The sequence below is a fragment of the bacterium genome (assembly GCA_021372615.1).
GTDB lineage: Bacteria > Armatimonadota > Zipacnadia > Zipacnadales > UBA11051 > JAJFUB01.
Map to the genome: position 1 here is coordinate 1 of JAJFUB010000079.1, position 15,018 is coordinate 15,018.

The window sequence follows — 15,018 nt, forward strand, 5'->3', positions numbered from 1 at the left end:
GTCGGGAGAGGCCCACACGTCGCGGGGGCCGATGATGTTGGAGTTGAACCAGCCGCCCAGCAGCCACATGCGTCCCTCGTGCACGACCTCCCCACACGAATCACGAGGCGCCCACGCCGCGTGTTCGCTCACGAGCTTCCAGTCAGGCTGTTGTGTCTGTGCCATTGGACCCTCCATCGCCGTCAGGCAGAGCGATGCCAGCAGCAGTGCTGCGGGTGTTCTCATGCACACGGGGTTCACTCCTCCACCGTCACATGCCTGGGTAGAGTGTGTTGTTGACCAGCGTGGGGACCGCGAGCGGCGCCGCGTTGCAGTAGACGCACGCCCCGCCCCCGCCGAACAGAATGATCTCCTCACGGCTGTCGCCCCACACGTCGGCGCGGGTGCAGTAGAAGTGGAAGTGCTGTTCCGGTCGCTCGCCACCTGGCAGCACCATCGGCAACTCGGCGATGATGTCGCCTTGCCCGTCGAAGATCGCCGCAGGTTGATGCGGGCCGCGGCTGTAGACGAGGATGCTCTGTAGCCCTGCACCGAGCCAGTTGCATTCCAGGCAGGCGGCGTACCAGCCCCCGTCCGGCTGCGTCCGGCGCCAGATCTCTCGGCCGTCCACGTCGTACAGGTAGAGCGTGGCCGAGGCGCGCCCACCGCCCGGCTGGGGTTGGCCTCGGTCAATAGCGGCGAACTGCAACTCCGAGTCGGCGCGGAAGCGCCCGGCCACGACGTGCTGCGCCTCGGCCAGTGGGTGGCTCCACAGCTCCTCGCCTTCGGCCGTCAGGCAGTGCAGGCCATGGTTGCCGAACAGCAGACGCCATGTTCCATCCGCCAGGCGCACCATGTAGGCTGCGTCCTGGTGGGCGCCGGCCGCCTCGCGCTCGAACAGCACCGTACCGTCGTGATCCACGAGCGCGAAGCCGACGAAGATCTCGTCGCGTCCGTCGCCATCCACGTCCCCGTAGGCCGGGAAGTGTCCGACGGACCCCGGGTAGTGCCACAGCACTTCCCCGGCGTGTGATACGCCCCACATGTTCCAGTAGCGGTCCTTGACCACCAGATCGCGGCGGCCCTGGCCCGTGAGGTTGGCGAATAGGAAGCTGTCATCGGCCGGCGCCGGGAGCGGGAACTCATCCTTCTGCTGCCCGGTCTGCCCGTCGAGCACGACCATCGCTGCGGCCCCGCCATACTCCAGCGCCCGCTCGATCACGCCGTCCGGTCGCGTCTCGACCCTCAGGTAGTCGGCCTGCCGCACGACGAGCACCTCGTTGCGGCCGTCGCCGTCCCAATCAACGATCTGCACGGGCAGGTCGCTGTAGATCGCGGCGTTGGCCGCTGAAGGCGTCCCGGTCTGCCACAGCACCTCTCCCTGAATGGTCGTCGCGGTTAGGCACGTGATGCGGCGCGGGCCCCGGAGGCTCTGCACAAAGAGCAGGTCCGGGGCCCCGTCGCCGTTCAGGTCACCGACGCGCACCGTCTCGGCGCCAAAGTCCCGTACATCCAGGCTGCTGACCAGGTGAGCTGCCATGGGCGGGCTCTTCGCCATGCAGCACCCGGCCGCCTGCCTTGACCACTCCGCAGGTGTGGTCTCCGGGACCGGCGAAGAGACACGCCGCAAGGGGATCGCCATCGTTGCCCACGCGTGAATGGAGCGCACACACATGAAAGCTGCCGTCATCGAGGAACCAGGGAAGCTCGTCGTGCGGGAAGTGCCCGAGCCCGTGATGGGCGACTACGACTGCCTGTGCGAGGGGCTGTACGGGACGACGTGCAGTGGCACGGACCTGCACCTGCTGGGCGGCCACCCCCTCTTTGGCATCAAGTTCCCCACCATCCTGGGCCATGAGAGCATCGGCCGCGTCATTGAGGTCGGCCCGAAGGTGGAGTGCTTCAAGGTGGGCGATCTGGTGACCCGGCTATGCAACCGCCCGACCGAGGACCTGCGCGTGCACTGGGGCGGCTTCGCGGAGCGAGGGCTGGTGAGCGACTGGCGCGCCATGGAGCGCGACGGCGTGCCGCTGGACTGGACCAAGGGCATCCAGCAGGTCCTGCCGAGGGACTTCGACCCGGCCCGGTCCACCATGGTCATCACCTGGCGCGAGACCTTCAGCTTCATCACCCGCATGGGCGTGGCGGAAGGGGCCAAGGTGCTGGTGATGGGCACGGGCGGCAACGGGCTGTCCTACATGAACCACGCCGTCAATCTGGGCGCGGCGACCGTCCTGGCCATTGGCAGCCCCGCGCGCGAGGAGACGGCCCGCGCCGTCGGAGCCACGGACTTCATCTCGTACCACGAGGACGACCTGGTCGCCGCGGCGCGGGAGCGTGGACTGGACGGCTTCGACCTGATGATTGACGCCGTGGGCAAGATCGGGCAACTCGACCGCGTCATGCCGCTCGTGCGACCGGATGGTGTCGTCGCCATCTACGGTGTGGACGACTACGGCAGGGTCACGATCAACCCCCAGCGCGCGCCCGGCAGCTTCACGTTTGCCAACAAGGGTTACTGGGAGTATGAGACGCACGACCGGGTGGTGGAACTGATACAGCGGGGCCGCCTGCGTGCGGAGCATTGGCTGGATCTGGACCACGCCTTCCCGCTGACGGAGATGAACGAGGCCCTGGCGGCGATTCGCGAGCGCCGCGTGGTCAAAGCCCTGGTGAAGCTGAGCGGAGACTGAGCGGGGGACGACCCAAGGGGCGAGGGAGGATGGTGCCGGAGGCGGGATTCGAACCCACACGCCCCTCACGGGACAAGGGATTTTAAGTCCCCGGCGTCTACCATTCCGCCACTCCGGCACACTGTGGGAAGTATAGCAGAACCCTTCGCCCCAGTCCATCGGCCGGCGAGGCGCGTCAGTCGTCCTCGGCCGACACGATCGCTGTGGGCGTCAAGCGGAAGCTGCGGAACGGGTACTCATAGGCCGGGGCGCGGCCCATCGAGACCCGGAAGGTCAGGTCCGCCGGGAATAGCAGCACCGAGTGCAGGTTGATGCTCCCCATCCCCACCCCTGGCTGGCCGATGAAGTTCATCGTCCGGTCAGTCCGCCCGTAGTTCTCCCCGATGAGCCGCTCCAGCTTCCGGTAGCGGCCGCACCAGCTGACCCACCCGCCCTGCGGCTCGTCCTGGTACAGCGCTCGGAAGTGGTTGGTCGCGATGACCACCCCCGGCAAGCCGGAGACATAGTCGTAGTTCCCCTCCGGCTCCAGCCAGGTGTTGTCGAAGGGCGCGGTGTCGGCAGCGCCATTGGCGGTGTCGTCGCGCAGATTGAGGGCGGCCGGCTGGTCCGCCGCAGGGGGGGCCTGCTGGGAGCGCGGCGGCAGCTCGGGCAGGGGCGCATCGCCCGGCTTGGCCCAGCGCACCGCCACCTGCTCGTGGTCATACTCGACGACCGCTGCCGCCGGCGGACTGCCCCCGGCGACGAGCATGTTCGTCCCGCACGCACGTGGGGTGTTCTGGATGATGTCCACCCCCTCCTGCACCGTGCTCGCGTGCTGCACGATCTTGCGGATCATGAAGCAGGTGGACAGGCCGTCGAGACTGTCCGAGCGCCCCCAGGAGGTGTTGTTGGCGGCCAGGACGCCCTTGGTGTTCATGGCTGTCCAGCCGTTGATGATGCCCGCCCAGGTGACGGTGAAGAAGGGGATGCCGGTCTCGGGCACGTAGTGGATGATGACGGCGGCGTACTCGCTGACACCGTGGTCCCAGAAGTCGAAGTTGCGGCCGGCAACCAGCTCCCCGGTCGCCGTGGCGCGGCCATAGACGGCAAAGCTGCTGCACTGCGAAGCCCGCCAGACATCGCCGAAGAGTTGCAGGGCCACCAGGTCCCAGTAGTCCACCCGCGCGGTGCCGGCCAGGGCATGCAACTCCTCCCGGATGTCGGAGGGAAGCTGCCGCTCCATACGCTTCGTCCCAGCGATGAGCCGGGCGTGCCGCTCCGGGTCCCCCGCCTCACCGCCGATGACATCGCGCACGACGCGCCGCACCTGCGAGCCCAGCAGCCGCCCGTGCTGCCGCCCCATCTCCTCCGGCGTCCCCACCAGTCGCAGCACCCGGTAGCCGTTGCAGCGGTACCGCTGGGGTGTCGTCTCCTCCCACTGGGCGTTGGCGACGGCGCAGGCTGCGAGGAGAGTAAGGGATACCAGGAGTGGACGGCGGGGAATCATAGGCGCCCTTCAGACACGTGACTCGCCTGACTGGCTATGCCGCCAGCTGCGCCTGACGCAGCATACCACTCAGCGAACCTCTGAACGCAGTCCAGGCCTCCCACGAAGTCCGACCCGGCGGTCCAATTCCGGCTGTCAAATACGCCATCGAACAGCCTGCGCTCGATGCCAACGTCTGGATTGACGACGTGCACTTGCCCTGAGCGTGCCCTAGTGTTGGTGCCCAGCAGGTACCGCAACGTCAAGTCAGTTGCCGGGAGGGAGTACCCGATCAGGAACACTCGGTCCGCGGCGGAGACTGCCCGCGCGGCATCGTGCCAGAGAAGGCGCAGGGTATCGTTGGCGTAGAAGCCCGTCTTCGTCGCGACGGGTGGTATGACCAGCGGCACCTTGTCTCTCACATGCTCCTCGTCAAGCTGCCGCGCTTCCTCGCGTTTGTCGTCACCGGATCTAGGGACCGCAACGTAGTATATCTGGTCGCCAGGATTGTCGAAGTTGCCCGAGTAGTACCAGTTGGTCGAACCGTGGAGCTTGAGGAGACGCAGCGTAGCGGGGAACGTGCCACCAAAAACCATGCTCGTACGTGCGATACCGCGACAGACCGGCAGGCGCCACAGGTGCGGTTCGACGATCTGCTCGAGACTGCTGCAAGCGACGCGCTCGACTATCGTGTCGTAGTTGAGAGAGAGCACTTGAGCTCGGTGGTCGTGCCATGCCCTGACTAGCCCGACGACCCACTCTGGTGGGGCGGTCGAGAAAGAGTGGTTCTCCGCCTCGGACACAGTGTCAGCAACGGCGCGGCTCAGCATCAGGAAGGCCGCGCGATTGCTCAGTGTCTCCTCCTCGGAGTGCCAGGGTTGTCTTGAGCATAGGTAGTCAAGAAGGAGTTCCACGTTCCCTGCGAACAGCGGCGTACTCGACGCTCTCCTCGAGGCCGGGGACTGCGCCAGTGCTCCTACACGCAAGGACAGGTCTGCCAGCAGGGGCATGCCGCAGAAGACAGCCTGGGAGAAGCCAGCGCCCAATATGAAGACGTCGCCCATCGCGAGGGGTGTCCCCTAGGTCTGCGGCTCGAGCCGCAAGGTCAGCCGTTCCAGCGTGAAGGCCTGGCCCTTGTCCGACAGCCGGAGGCCGACCGTGTGCCAGCCGTCTGTCGCCAGGCGGCCGAGGGGCAAGCAACCCTTCTCATCCAGCGGCAGCGGGCCCTTGCCGTCCACCATGACCGTCAGCTCCGGCTGCGACGGCTGCGGTGCCAGTGTCCATGTCCCGGCGGGCAGGTAGGCATAGAAGAGCACATTGTCGCCCGGCGACACGACGACTTCGCGACGACGCAGCGCGCCCTCGAGCGGCGGTTGCTTGAGCTTGCTGGCCTTCAGGTTCAGGCTGCCGGCGTCCATGCTCAGCGCGCCCTGCTGGGCCTGCCGCGCGACCAGGGCTTTGAAGGCCACCACATAGTCAGTCGGCTGCGTGCCGGCCGCGCTCTGCAGGACCCCGCGCAGCGTGTCCGGACCGTACGCCGCCTGCGTCCACAGCAGGAAGCCGATCAGGTACTGCATGGCGTCCGCGCCGACCTCCCCGGTAGACAGCAGCCCGGCGTCCGGTCCGGCCGCGAGCCAGTAGTCCAATGAGGTGCGGCAGACCTTCTCGATGTAGTCGGCCACAGCGAAGTCGCCCTCGGGCCAGAGCGCCGCCACGGCCTGTCGGGCTGCCTCGGAGGGCCAGGGATCGCCCGAGACCTCCCCTGCTTCCTGGGCGAGGTACTGCAGGAGCAGTCTCTCCCCCAGTTCGCCGGAAGCGAAGGGCTCGGGTCGGGCGAAACGCCCGATCTCCGGCAGCACCAGGTGCCCGTACTCGTGGGCCGCCTGCCGCGCCCACTCGATCCCGCTGCGGGGCGTGTCTATGTTGTAGAAGTACAGAGCGTCTTTGTAGGTCTCCGCTCCGGCTGGGCCCTGGCGGCACAGGTAGGCGTTGACCAGTCCCGGCTCGCGCGGCAGGCTCAGGTACAGCCGCCCGTACCAGCAGTAGCGCAGCAGCAGATGAACCAGCCGCGTGGCGACCGGGCTGTAGTTCCGCCCGGCGCTCAGCGTCTCCGAGGGCCAGGACAGGACGAAGCTCAGCAGGTACCGGTCGCTGTCGGCGGCCATGGTGTAGCCATAGCACGAGCGATTGACCTGGCAGAAGACCTTGTCACCGGTGACCGGTACCGCAATCTGCGGCGGCTCGCCGTCGCGCTGCGCCCCGCCGCGCTTCATGTCCTCATGGAAGAGCACGGAGTTGGTGTAGGCCAGGCGGCGAGTCAGATCGCCCACCCGCACCACGTCATTGACGAAGCCGACGGAACTGAAGGCCAGGTACGGCTCGCGTACGGCCCGGGGGAAGTACCCCTCGTAGAACAGCGGCTTGATGTGCTCGCGCCCGTAGGCGTCATCGGGCCACAGCGTGAGTAGCTGGCCATAGGCGTCGAGGGCCTTGGTGCGCAGCGCAATGATCTGGTCTGTCGTGGCGACATCCCTGGTGTGTTCGCGCCAGGCGTCGTACAGGTAGCCGAAGTTGCTGTAGACGGCGGGGTAGGTCGGGTCGAGGTCGCGCGCTTCCTGGAGCTTGCGCTCGGCGTCCTCATATTGGCCAGCCGCGATCATCTCCTGGACGGCCTTGAGGATGCCCGCGGCCTGTTGGCGTTGCGGCGAGGTCCCTGCCGGTTGCGCCGACACCCCGCCCTGTGCGGGGGCGTCCACCGGCTGGGCCGGCGCAGCGACGGCCAGCACCGCCAGGCCGACGAGGATCAGCAACGCCACGATGGGGCCGCGTCTCATGGTGCGCCTCCACGCGCGGTAGGACTTGCGCTCACGCTCCAGGGTTCCCATGGCACGTGACCCGGGCCGCCACGTCCTCCACCAGTTGCAGGTTCTCCCGGTCCACGATGCTCTCGACGTAGAACAGCTTGTTGCTCTCCGGGCAGTGCCACAGCAGGGCCTTGACGCGGTCCGGGAAGCCTTTGCCGCGCACATGGTCCACGAAGGACTTCAGCTTCTCCTGCGGCAGCGCCGTGCGCCCCTCGATGAGAATGGCGTCGTGCCCGCGATGGGTCATCTCCGTGTACTGGGCGTCGAACTTCTTGAGACGCTTGGCCAACTCGTGCTTGCCCCAGTCCAGCAGGCTCTGTCGGCGCAGGATCACGTTAGCCATGCCCCAGCGCGACGCGTGGAGTTGCTCGTCGCCCTGCGCCAGCCCGATCTCGATCAGGCCGGCCATCAGTTTCTGGCTGGCCAGCACGAAGTCCTTGGGGCTGTAGAAGTCGAAGCCGTAGGCACTCCACAGGACCCAGTCCTCGCGCGGGTGGTCTTCGAGGTCCAGGATGACCTGCTCGGCCATCGCCTGCACCGGCTCATCGAGTCGCCCCATGACCTGCAGGATGACGGTCTTGTGGCAATCGGGGCAGAACCACGCGGCGCCGAAGCCCTGCGTCTCGCCCTTCCACGCAAAGAACTGCGGGGCCTTCTTGCCGCGCATCTTGCGCTTGCTGGCCAGCTTCACATCGCGGCTGACCTCGGTCCGGCTCTTCTTGCCCTTGGACATTTCGCGGAGGTACTTCTCCACGACCTTGTTCAGGTCCACGAAGCTGTTGCCGGCGTCGGCCCACTTGATCTCCAGCCGCGGCATGTCGCCATCGTCGTAGCGCAGGTAGCCCTGCGCCTTCTCCCCGCCGATGGCGCCGATGTTCCAGTCGTCGGGCATGGTGAACGACAGCCCCTGCCAGCCGACGCGGACCCAGTTGTCAGTGTTCAGTTCTGCCATGGATTGTCTCGCTATGACTTGAGGTGGAGTACGCCCCCTGGCCCCTATCCCCTGTCCCCCGTCGGCGGCGCGGGTGGCGCGGGGCGCGGGGGCGCGGGGCTGGGCGGGTATGGCGGCCGGTACGGCGGTCGCGGCGGCGACACGACCTTCTCGTCCCACTTCACCCCCGCCGTGACGTGCATCAGCACCGCCAGCACCACAATGGAGGCGATGGTGATGGTCAGGCCGGTGTAGCCATGCCAGAAGAACGCGTACGAGAACAGCACCAGGAACAGCAACTGGGCCGGGGCGACTACGGTGAACGTGAACCGCCCGCCCAGGACGCGCACCACGTAGCTCACCACCAGCAGCACCGACACCGCCGCCGCGATCACGAACGTCGGGCCGATAGGCAGGTGGTCGGCCAGGTACGAAAACAGCAGATGGAAGGCAAAGAACGCCGCCGCGATGAAGAAGAAGTGCATCGGGTGGAGGTTCTTGCCCTGCGTCAGGCCGATGATGACGACTACACAGACAAAGAACAGCAGCCCGACCGGCGCGAAGTACGCGATGCGGGAGGCCACCGGCCCGGCGTTGAGCTTCTCGGGCACCTCCACACCCGCCGCGAACCCCGAGATCAGCGTGCCGAAGTCCCACACCAGCCTGGTCCCGCCGCCCTCGACCGGCTGCCTGTCCGTGGGCGACAGCGTCTTGGGCGGGAAGTTCACCCGGTCGAAGTGCGTCATCACGGTCAGCTTGAAGTTGCGAATGTTCGCGACATAGTCCCCGAACTTGTACTGCCAGGTCTCCAGCCCCCGCGTGTCGTAGTGGACGTGCAGTCTGCCCTTCTGCCCTGGCCGCAGTTGCACCTTGCCCGCGATGACGCCCTGGCCCGGCGCGGGGAAGAGCGGCTTGCCGTTGAGCGTGCAGGCGAAGTTGGCGTAGCTGGCGCTCGTGTTGGGCAGGGCGAAGGTGGCGTCCGCCCAGACCGCGCTGTCATAGCCGTGGCTGATGGTGTAGTCCGCATCGAAGCTGACGTTGTAGCACCGGTACCATAGCAGGCCCTTGCGCCTCAGGTCCAGCTTCATGTCGGCCCGGATGTCGTTGCTGTCGGCCAGGATGCCCTGCGGCACCCATACGGTCGTGCGCTTGCCCTTCTCGCGCCGGGTCTCCGCGTGCGAGATGGTGAAGGCGGGGGCCGTCTGCACGATGGGCTGGCCCCACAGGCCCTCGACCTGGTCGCGCAGGTTGGCGTTGGCCTCGCGGGTGCGCTGGGTGACGCTGCCCCCCAGGATGGCCCAGCAGATGGAGATGACGACAAAGATCAGGAAGATCCAGACCAGACGTCCGGCATTCATGGCTTGCCGCCTTTCCCCGGGGGACGGCCCAGCCTAGTCCCCCTGGTATGGTCTCAGTCTCCCTAGCAGAACACCCGGGCCGTGCTTGAAGTGCCACCCAAAGCGCGCTGCGGCCAGCCGCAGCGCCTGCTTCACCTCTTGGTCGCGGTTGTGACAGAACAGATTCCAGGCCACCAGGTGCGCCCATCCGGCGCCCAGTCGGGCCACCCGGACGCAGTACAGCAGGGCCGTCGGGAATCGGCCCTTGTGCAGCCGCCAGTACGTGTACTCGGCCATCGTCTGGCGGAAGTCAGACTGGAAACCGTGCGCCGGCGCCGACGAGGCGTCTTCCTCGTGCCTGGCGTACGCCGCTGGCACGATGACCCGCCGCCACCCCCACCGTTTGATCCGCAGGCACCAGTCTATGTCATCATACCACATGGACAGCCGCTCCTCCATGCCGCCAACCTGCTCGACGACCTCGCGCCGCACCATCAGCGCCGCCCCGACGATCCAGTCCACGTCGTAGCACTCAGCCTCGCGGCGGAAGGCGCGGACCATCCGGACCTCGAGGCGCCGGCTTGCGCGAGGCGGGAGCAGCGCCAGCCGCAGGCGGGGGAAGACGCCGGCGGGGGTGCTGCGGCCGTCGGGCGACCAGGAGGGGCTGCAGGCGCCGACATCGGGGCGGGTGTCCATCGCGTACACCAGCTCATCCAGGCAGCCGCGCGTCAACTCGGCGTCGCTGTTGAGGAAGAGTATGTAACGCCCCCGAGCCCGCGCCAGGCCCTGGTTGCAGGCCGCCGCACGCCCGACGTCCTCAGCATTGGTGATCAGTTGGGCGTTGGAGTACAGGCCGCGGACCATCTCGGCGCTGCCGTCGGTCGAGCCGTTGTCTACGACGATGGTCTCGACGGTCTGCCGCCCGGCCCACTGACGCGCAGACACGATCGCGCGAGACAGCAGGGCGCGGGCATTGCGGTTGATGATGATGACGGAGACGCTGACCGCGCCCTCAGGCGAGAGCATCCCGGTAGACCTCGAATGTCTGTCGCGCCGTGCGCTCCCAGGAGAACTCTGCTGCCCGCCGCAGGCCTCGCGCCCGCAGGTCCTCGGGCAGGGCGCTGTCGTGCAAGACGGCGGTCAGGGCTGCAGCGAGGGCCGCGCCATCGGTGGGCTCGACCAGTACGGCGGCCTCGCCGGCGACCTCGGGCAGGCTGGTGGTGCTGGAAGTCACCACCGGGGTGCCACAGGCCATGGCTTCGAGGACCGGCAGGCCAAACCCCTCATACAGGGACGGGAACGCGAACACACTCGCGGCGCGGTAGAGGGCAATCAGGTCGTCAGTGCCGATCCAGCCCGTGAAGACCAGACGCCCGGTGAGACCGGGGAAGCGATCCCGCAACGTGTCCGGGCTGTCCATGCCGGGCCGGCCCACGACGACCACAGTGGCTTCACGCAGCGGCCCCGACGGAGCGGTAGCGACCACGTCGAGCAGGTGCGGGACGTTCTTGCGGGGGCTGGAGTACCCGACGGTCAGGATGATGGGAGGCTCCACCCCGAACGCGGCCCGCACCCGGGCCTGGGCCTCCGTCGCGTCGCCCGGGGTGAAATGCTCGGCCTGGGCCAGAGGGACCACATGCACCTTCCGGGCCGGGAGCCGCATCAGCCTGAGCAGGTCCTGGCGCGAGGCCTCCGAGTCGGTGATGACGGCGCGCGCACGGTGTGCCGAGAGGGTGATCAGCCCGCTGCGCAGGCGCGACCGCGTCGGGGGGTACAGCTCGGGCAGTATCCGGTAGGCCAGGTCGTGGATGGCGACGACCGTCGGGCAAGGTGACACCGGCGGAACCAGGTAGGGCGCGTGGAGCACATCAGCCCCGTCGGCACGCAGCCGCCGCGGCAGGCCGACGGGGGTCCACAGCCACCCCCGACGGGTGGTAAAGAGCCGCTGCTGGCACTTGTCAGCGCGTGGGAGAGGGTTCTCGCTCCCAAAGCGGCTGTCGCCGTAGAGCGTGACCTGCGTCACCTCCGGCAGGCGGGCAAGCTGTGGTATCAGGTTCTCCAGGACGACGCGATCTCCGGCGAAGCCGGCCTGGATCGTCCTGGCGTCAATGGCGATGTGCATGGCATCCTTCCCCGCGTCGCCGGCGATCTGCTGCGCCCCTCGGGCGCTGTGCAGGCGGAGGTCGGCCTACGGCCGGCAGACGGCAACCAGGTCCAGGGCCTCCTCAAGCGGCCCGGTGGTCACCACGTAGTACGCGCAGTCATGGTGTGTCAGGAGGTCCGTCGGCAGCGCCGGGGGCGCCACGGCCTGCTGAGGCCCCCGCAGGCGGCCCAGCAGCCACCGGCGCAGCCCGCGCGGGGCCAGCCGCCGCAGCCCCAGCCGGTCCCTCGCCACCGACCGCCGGGCCCAGGTGTCGGCACTCTCGAAGCGGGCCATCCGCGGGCCGGGGAAGGTGCCGTAGGGTGTCAGGGCGCTGAAATGCCGCCGCAGCAGATCCCACAGGTCATCCGGGCCGAACTCGCGCGCGTGACATTCCGAGCTGAGGAACTCACCCGGCGCCTGGGTCAGGCGATTGGGCACAGCGATGATGGCCTTCCCACCGGGAGCGCACACGCGGCGCAGCTCGCCGCAGAAGGCCTCCGGGTCGGCAGCGTGTTCGAGGACCTGGGAGGAAACGACGAGGTCGAAGGCCCCGTCAGCGAAGGGAAGGCCCTGGGCGTCGCCGCATACGTGCGCCAGTGGCCCGGGGTATCGCCTCCGGGCCTCGCGCAGCGCCTCGCACTCGCGATCCAGGCCCACCGTGGGGCCGCAGTGCCGCGCCAGTATGTGCGCGCCATAGCCAATGCCGCAGCCACAGTCGAGGGCCAGCGTCACCGCTGGCGCTTCGTGCACGACGAAGGCATAGGCCGCCAGGTGACGTTGCAGCAGTCCCTCGTCGCCGCGCTCGCCGGGGATCAGTCGCTCAATGACTGCGTCTAGGGGCATGGCACACTACCTGTTGGGTCGGCAGGAATCGGCTCGCGCGTGGCGCATAGAGCCGTGACACCTGCCAGCGAGAGCCGGAACCAACGCGCCGACCGGCGGTGTTGCATATGAGGCATGCGAGCGGCACTAGTTCTCCCTCTACAACAACTCTGGACGCATTGGGACCTCCTACGCGAGCTGACGGCCCGTGAGTTGAAGGTCCGCTACCGACGGAGCGCCCTGGGTTTCGTGTGGTCGCTGCTGACCCCCATCTACCAGATCATCATCTACACGATGGTGCTCAAGTACATCATGGGCTGGGGAGGCAGGAACCTCTCCATCAACATCCTGGTCGCCCTCATCCCCTGGACGTACTTCAATGTGACCGTACTGAACTGCTGCTCGTCGGTGCTGCGCTACCGCGGCGTGGTCAAGAAAGTCTACTTCCCCCGGCAGATGCTGCCCCTGGCGACGGTGTTCGCCAATCTCGTCCACCTGTTGCTCAGCACCGGCGTGTTGTTCCTGTTCTTCCTGTTCCGCCCGGTGGCCTTCGACGAGATGTTCCTCTTCCTGATTGTCCTGGTGATCGGCGAGACGTTCCTGGTCTCGGGCCTGGGCTTCATGGCGGCCAGCGCCCACACGTACTTCCAGGACGTCGAGTACGCCCTCACCAACATCTTCCAGGTGGCCATGTTCCTGACACCGGTGCTGTACTCGTCCGAGCTGCTCAACGGCCATCCGCCGCTCTACAAGCACCTGTTCATGCTCAACCCGATGGCGGTCTACTGCGAGGGCTGGCGTGGAATCCTGCTGGGGCTGCCCGGCCCCGACGGCAACCTGCACCTGACCCTCCCTGACCCGATGTACCTCGGTATCGCCCTGGGGGTGTCCGTGCTGGCTTTCCTGCTGGGCCTCATGGTGTGGCAGCGGCACGAGTGGCGCCTGCCGGAGGTGCTCTAGATGGAGCCCCGCATCAGCGTCCGCGACTTGCACAAGCGCTATGTCGTGTACCACGACCGGGTTCTCGGCTTCAAGGACGCCGTGGTGAGGCGGGTCAAGGGCATCACATCCCAGCGCGAGGAGTTCTGGGCCTTGCGCGGCGTGTCCTTCGACATCGAGCCGGGCGAGGCGGTCGGCATCATCGGGCCGAATGGCTCGGGCAAGAGCACGCTGCTGGGCATCGTCGGCCGCGTGCTGCGCCCCACCGCAGGCGTCGTCACAGTGAACGGCCGCATCTCCATCATGATGGAGGCCGGCGTCGGCTTCCATGACGACCTGACCGGGGTGGAGAACATCTACCTCAGCGGCGCGCTGCTGGGCATGAGGCGGCGGGAGACTCAGCGCAAGATCGAGCAGATCATAGACTTCGCCGGCATCCGCGAGTTCGTGGACACGCCGGTGCGCATGTTGTCCTCGGGCATGTACATGCGCCTGGGCTTCTCCGTCGCGGTGCATCTGGATCCCGATGTCCTGCTCGTGGATGAGGTGCTGGCGGTCGGCGACGAGGCTTTCCACCACAAGTGCCGGCGGCGGCTGGCCGAGTTCCGCCAGCAGGGCGGGGCGATCATGTTCGTGTCCCACCGCATGGCCGAGGTGCAGTGGCTCTGCGATCGCGTCATCTGGATCCAGAACGGGCTGGTCCGCCAGGAGGGCCCGACCGATGACGTGGTCGCCGCCTATGTGGCCGAGCACATGCCGGACTATGACGGCATGAAGGACACGCTGGACGCAGCGCCCCTCTAGCGCGAGGCCTCCCCTACAGGGCCCCCGGAAGGTCCCCTCTCTCCCCCTGTCGAATGTTGTCCCGCCACACCCAACTACCAGCAAACATGGCGGTGTTACCGATGGCTCAACTCAAGTTGTCTGCCTGCATTGAGATGCTGTTCAACAAGCTCGACATCCTCGACCGGCCGGCGGCGGTGGCGGAAGTCGGGCTGCCCGGTCTCGAGTTCTGGGGCTGGAAGAACAAGGACATGGATGCCATCAAGGGCAAGGCCGACGCGGCCGGCGTGCAGATCGCGGCCTTCTGCATCGTGGCCGACGCCCCGCTGGTGAACCCTGAGACGACCGCGACGTGGGTGGCCGGAGCCCAGGAGTCCATCCTGCTGGCCGAGCGCATGGGCGTGCCGACGCTCATCACCACGACCGGCCAGGAGATGGACATCTGCCGCAAGGCCCAGCACGACGCTATCGTCGCCGGCCTGAAGGGCATCGCCCCGTTCGCCGAGGAGCACGGCATCACCATCGTGCTCGAGCCGCTCAACGTGCTCGTGGACCACAAGGGCTACTTCCTGGTCACTTCGGATGAGGGCTTCCAGATCCTCGACGAGGTCGGCAGCCCGAACGTGAAGCTGCTGTTCGACATCTACCATCAGCAGATCTCCGAGGGCAACCTCATCGCCCGCATTACGAGCAACATTGACAAGATCGGGCACTTCCACGTCGCGGACGTGCCCGGTCGCTTCGAGCCGGGCACAGGCGAGATCAACTACAGGAACGTGTTCGCGAAGATCGCCGAGACCGACTATGCCGGCTTCGTGGGCCTGGAGTTCCGCCCGACCGGCTGCCCGGCAGCAGCGCTGCGGCAGGTCAAGGAGATCGCGGGGCTCTAGAGCGGGTAGCGGCGCGATTCATCGCGCCCATGCTCGTGTCCAGGGACAGGTGAGTCAGCATGTCGGACTGCATCTTCTGCCAGATCATCCGGGGCGACATCCCCTCGGACGCCGTCTACGTGGACGAGCGCTGCTACGCCTTCCGCGACATTGACCCGCAGGGCCCCGTGCA

14 protein-coding genes and 1 tRNA gene are annotated in these 15,018 nt (G+C 67.3%); 5 read left to right on the forward strand and 10 right to left on the reverse strand.

What is annotated here, in order from left to right:
• Positions 1 to 250: 250 nt before the first annotated feature.
• Entirely contained in the window at positions 251 to 1,519 is a 1,269-nt protein-coding gene (locus LLH23_11600; GenBank protein ID MCE5239119.1) for a hypothetical protein, read from the reverse strand.
• Positions 1,520 to 1,652: 133 nt separating this feature from the next.
• On the opposite strand from LLH23_11600, the gene LLH23_11605 reads away from it, so the two are divergent.
• Positions 1,653 to 2,672 (forward strand): zinc-binding dehydrogenase, encoded by a 1,020-nt coding sequence (locus tag LLH23_11605; GenBank protein MCE5239120.1) that lies wholly within the window; start codon positions 1,653 to 1,655, stop codon positions 2,670 to 2,672.
• Between the two features lie 30 nt (positions 2,673 to 2,702).
• Here the strand turns inward: LLH23_11605 and LLH23_11610 are convergent.
• From LLH23_11610 to LLH23_11650, 9 genes are all read right to left on the reverse strand, one after another.
• Positions 2,703 to 2,790: transfer RNA gene (locus LLH23_11610), tRNA-Leu, on the reverse strand.
• Between the two features lie 57 nt (positions 2,791 to 2,847).
• Positions 2,848 to 4,158: a C45 family autoproteolytic acyltransferase/hydrolase gene (locus LLH23_11615; GenBank protein MCE5239121.1), complete on the reverse strand. Its 1,311-nt coding sequence runs from the start codon at positions 4,156 to 4,158 to the stop codon at positions 2,848 to 2,850.
• On the reverse strand, positions 4,155 to 5,201 hold the full coding sequence (locus LLH23_11620) for a hypothetical protein (GenBank protein MCE5239122.1): 1,047 nt from the start codon (positions 5,199 to 5,201) through the stop codon (positions 4,155 to 4,157). The genes LLH23_11615 and LLH23_11620 overlap by 4 nt, the downstream gene beginning before the upstream one ends.
• 15 nt (positions 5,202 to 5,216) lie before the next feature.
• Positions 5,217 to 6,971, reverse strand: a complete 1,755-nt coding sequence (locus LLH23_11625; protein ID MCE5239123.1) for a tetratricopeptide repeat protein — start codon at positions 6,969 to 6,971, stop codon at positions 5,217 to 5,219.
• Between the two features lie 31 nt (positions 6,972 to 7,002).
• Positions 7,003 to 7,953, reverse strand: coding sequence for a hypothetical protein (locus tag LLH23_11630; GenBank protein MCE5239124.1), 951 nt, complete (start codon positions 7,951 to 7,953; stop codon positions 7,003 to 7,005).
• A 44-nt stretch (positions 7,954 to 7,997) separates the two neighbouring features.
• Positions 7,998 to 9,290, reverse strand: a complete 1,293-nt coding sequence (locus LLH23_11635; protein MCE5239125.1) for an inner membrane CreD family protein — start codon at positions 9,288 to 9,290, stop codon at positions 7,998 to 8,000.
• Positions 9,291 to 9,323: 33 nt separating this feature from the next.
• Positions 9,324 to 10,295, reverse strand: a complete 972-nt coding sequence (locus LLH23_11640) for a glycosyltransferase family 2 protein (GenBank protein MCE5239126.1) — start codon at positions 10,293 to 10,295, stop codon at positions 9,324 to 9,326.
• Positions 10,282 to 11,391 (reverse strand): glycosyltransferase family 4 protein, encoded by a 1,110-nt coding sequence (locus LLH23_11645; protein MCE5239127.1) that lies wholly within the window; start codon positions 11,389 to 11,391, stop codon positions 10,282 to 10,284. Before LLH23_11645 ends, LLH23_11640 begins: the two co-directional genes overlap by 14 nt.
• Positions 11,392 to 11,457: 66 nt before the next feature.
• Entirely contained in the window at positions 11,458 to 12,255 is a 798-nt protein-coding gene (locus LLH23_11650; GenBank protein MCE5239128.1) for a class I SAM-dependent methyltransferase, read from the reverse strand.
• A gap of 114 nt (positions 12,256 to 12,369) precedes the next feature.
• On the opposite strand from LLH23_11650, the gene LLH23_11655 reads away from it, so the two are divergent.
• The 4 genes from LLH23_11655 to LLH23_11670 form a co-directional block, all read left to right on the forward strand.
• The gene (locus LLH23_11655) at positions 12,370 to 13,194 is read left to right on the forward strand and encodes an ABC transporter permease (GenBank protein MCE5239129.1); all 825 of its coding nucleotides are present in this window, start codon (positions 12,370 to 12,372) and stop codon (positions 13,192 to 13,194) included.
• A complete protein-coding gene (locus LLH23_11660; GenBank protein MCE5239130.1) occupies positions 13,195 to 13,977 on the forward strand; it encodes an ABC transporter ATP-binding protein in 783 nt (260 codons plus the stop codon).
• A 101-nt stretch (positions 13,978 to 14,078) separates the two neighbouring features.
• A complete protein-coding gene (locus LLH23_11665; protein ID MCE5239131.1) occupies positions 14,079 to 14,846 on the forward strand; it encodes a TIM barrel protein in 768 nt (255 codons plus the stop codon).
• Between the two features lie 59 nt (positions 14,847 to 14,905).
• On the forward strand, positions 14,906 to 15,018 hold a 113-nt coding region (locus LLH23_11670; GenBank protein ID MCE5239132.1), incomplete at its 3' end, for a histidine triad nucleotide-binding protein.

What these genes read in the sequence shown, in the direction of transcription:
- LLH23_11600 (MCE5239119.1), bottom strand. Translation starts at nt 1,519, where the DNA reads ATGGCAGCTCACCTGGTCAGCAGCCTGGATGTACGGGACTTTGGCGCC.
- LLH23_11605 (MCE5239120.1), top strand. Translation starts at nt 1,653, where the DNA reads ATGAAAGCTGCCGTCATCGAGGAACCAGGGAAGCTCGTCGTGCGGGAA.
- LLH23_11615 (MCE5239121.1), bottom strand. Translation starts at nt 4,158, where the DNA reads ATGATTCCCCGCCGTCCACTCCTGGTATCCCTTACTCTCCTCGCAGCC.
- LLH23_11620 (MCE5239122.1), bottom strand. Translation starts at nt 5,201, where the DNA reads ATGGGCGACGTCTTCATATTGGGCGCTGGCTTCTCCCAGGCTGTCTTC.
- LLH23_11625 (MCE5239123.1), bottom strand. Translation starts at nt 6,971, where the DNA reads ATGAGACGCGGCCCCATCGTGGCGTTGCTGATCCTCGTCGGCCTGGCG.
- LLH23_11630 (MCE5239124.1), bottom strand. Translation starts at nt 7,953, where the DNA reads ATGGCAGAACTGAACACTGACAACTGGGTCCGCGTCGGCTGGCAGGGG.
- LLH23_11635 (MCE5239125.1), bottom strand. Translation starts at nt 9,290, where the DNA reads ATGAATGCCGGACGTCTGGTCTGGATCTTCCTGATCTTTGTCGTCATC.
- LLH23_11640 (MCE5239126.1), bottom strand. Translation starts at nt 10,295, where the DNA reads ATGCTCTCGCCTGAGGGCGCGGTCAGCGTCTCCGTCATCATCATCAAC.
- LLH23_11645 (MCE5239127.1), bottom strand. Translation starts at nt 11,391, where the DNA reads ATGCACATCGCCATTGACGCCAGGACGATCCAGGCCGGCTTCGCCGGA.
- LLH23_11650 (MCE5239128.1), bottom strand. Translation starts at nt 12,255, where the DNA reads ATGCCCCTAGACGCAGTCATTGAGCGACTGATCCCCGGCGAGCGCGGC.
- LLH23_11655 (MCE5239129.1), top strand. Translation starts at nt 12,370, where the DNA reads ATGCGAGCGGCACTAGTTCTCCCTCTACAACAACTCTGGACGCATTGG.
- LLH23_11660 (MCE5239130.1), top strand. Translation starts at nt 13,195, where the DNA reads ATGGAGCCCCGCATCAGCGTCCGCGACTTGCACAAGCGCTATGTCGTG.
- LLH23_11665 (MCE5239131.1), top strand. Translation starts at nt 14,079, where the DNA reads ATGGCTCAACTCAAGTTGTCTGCCTGCATTGAGATGCTGTTCAACAAG.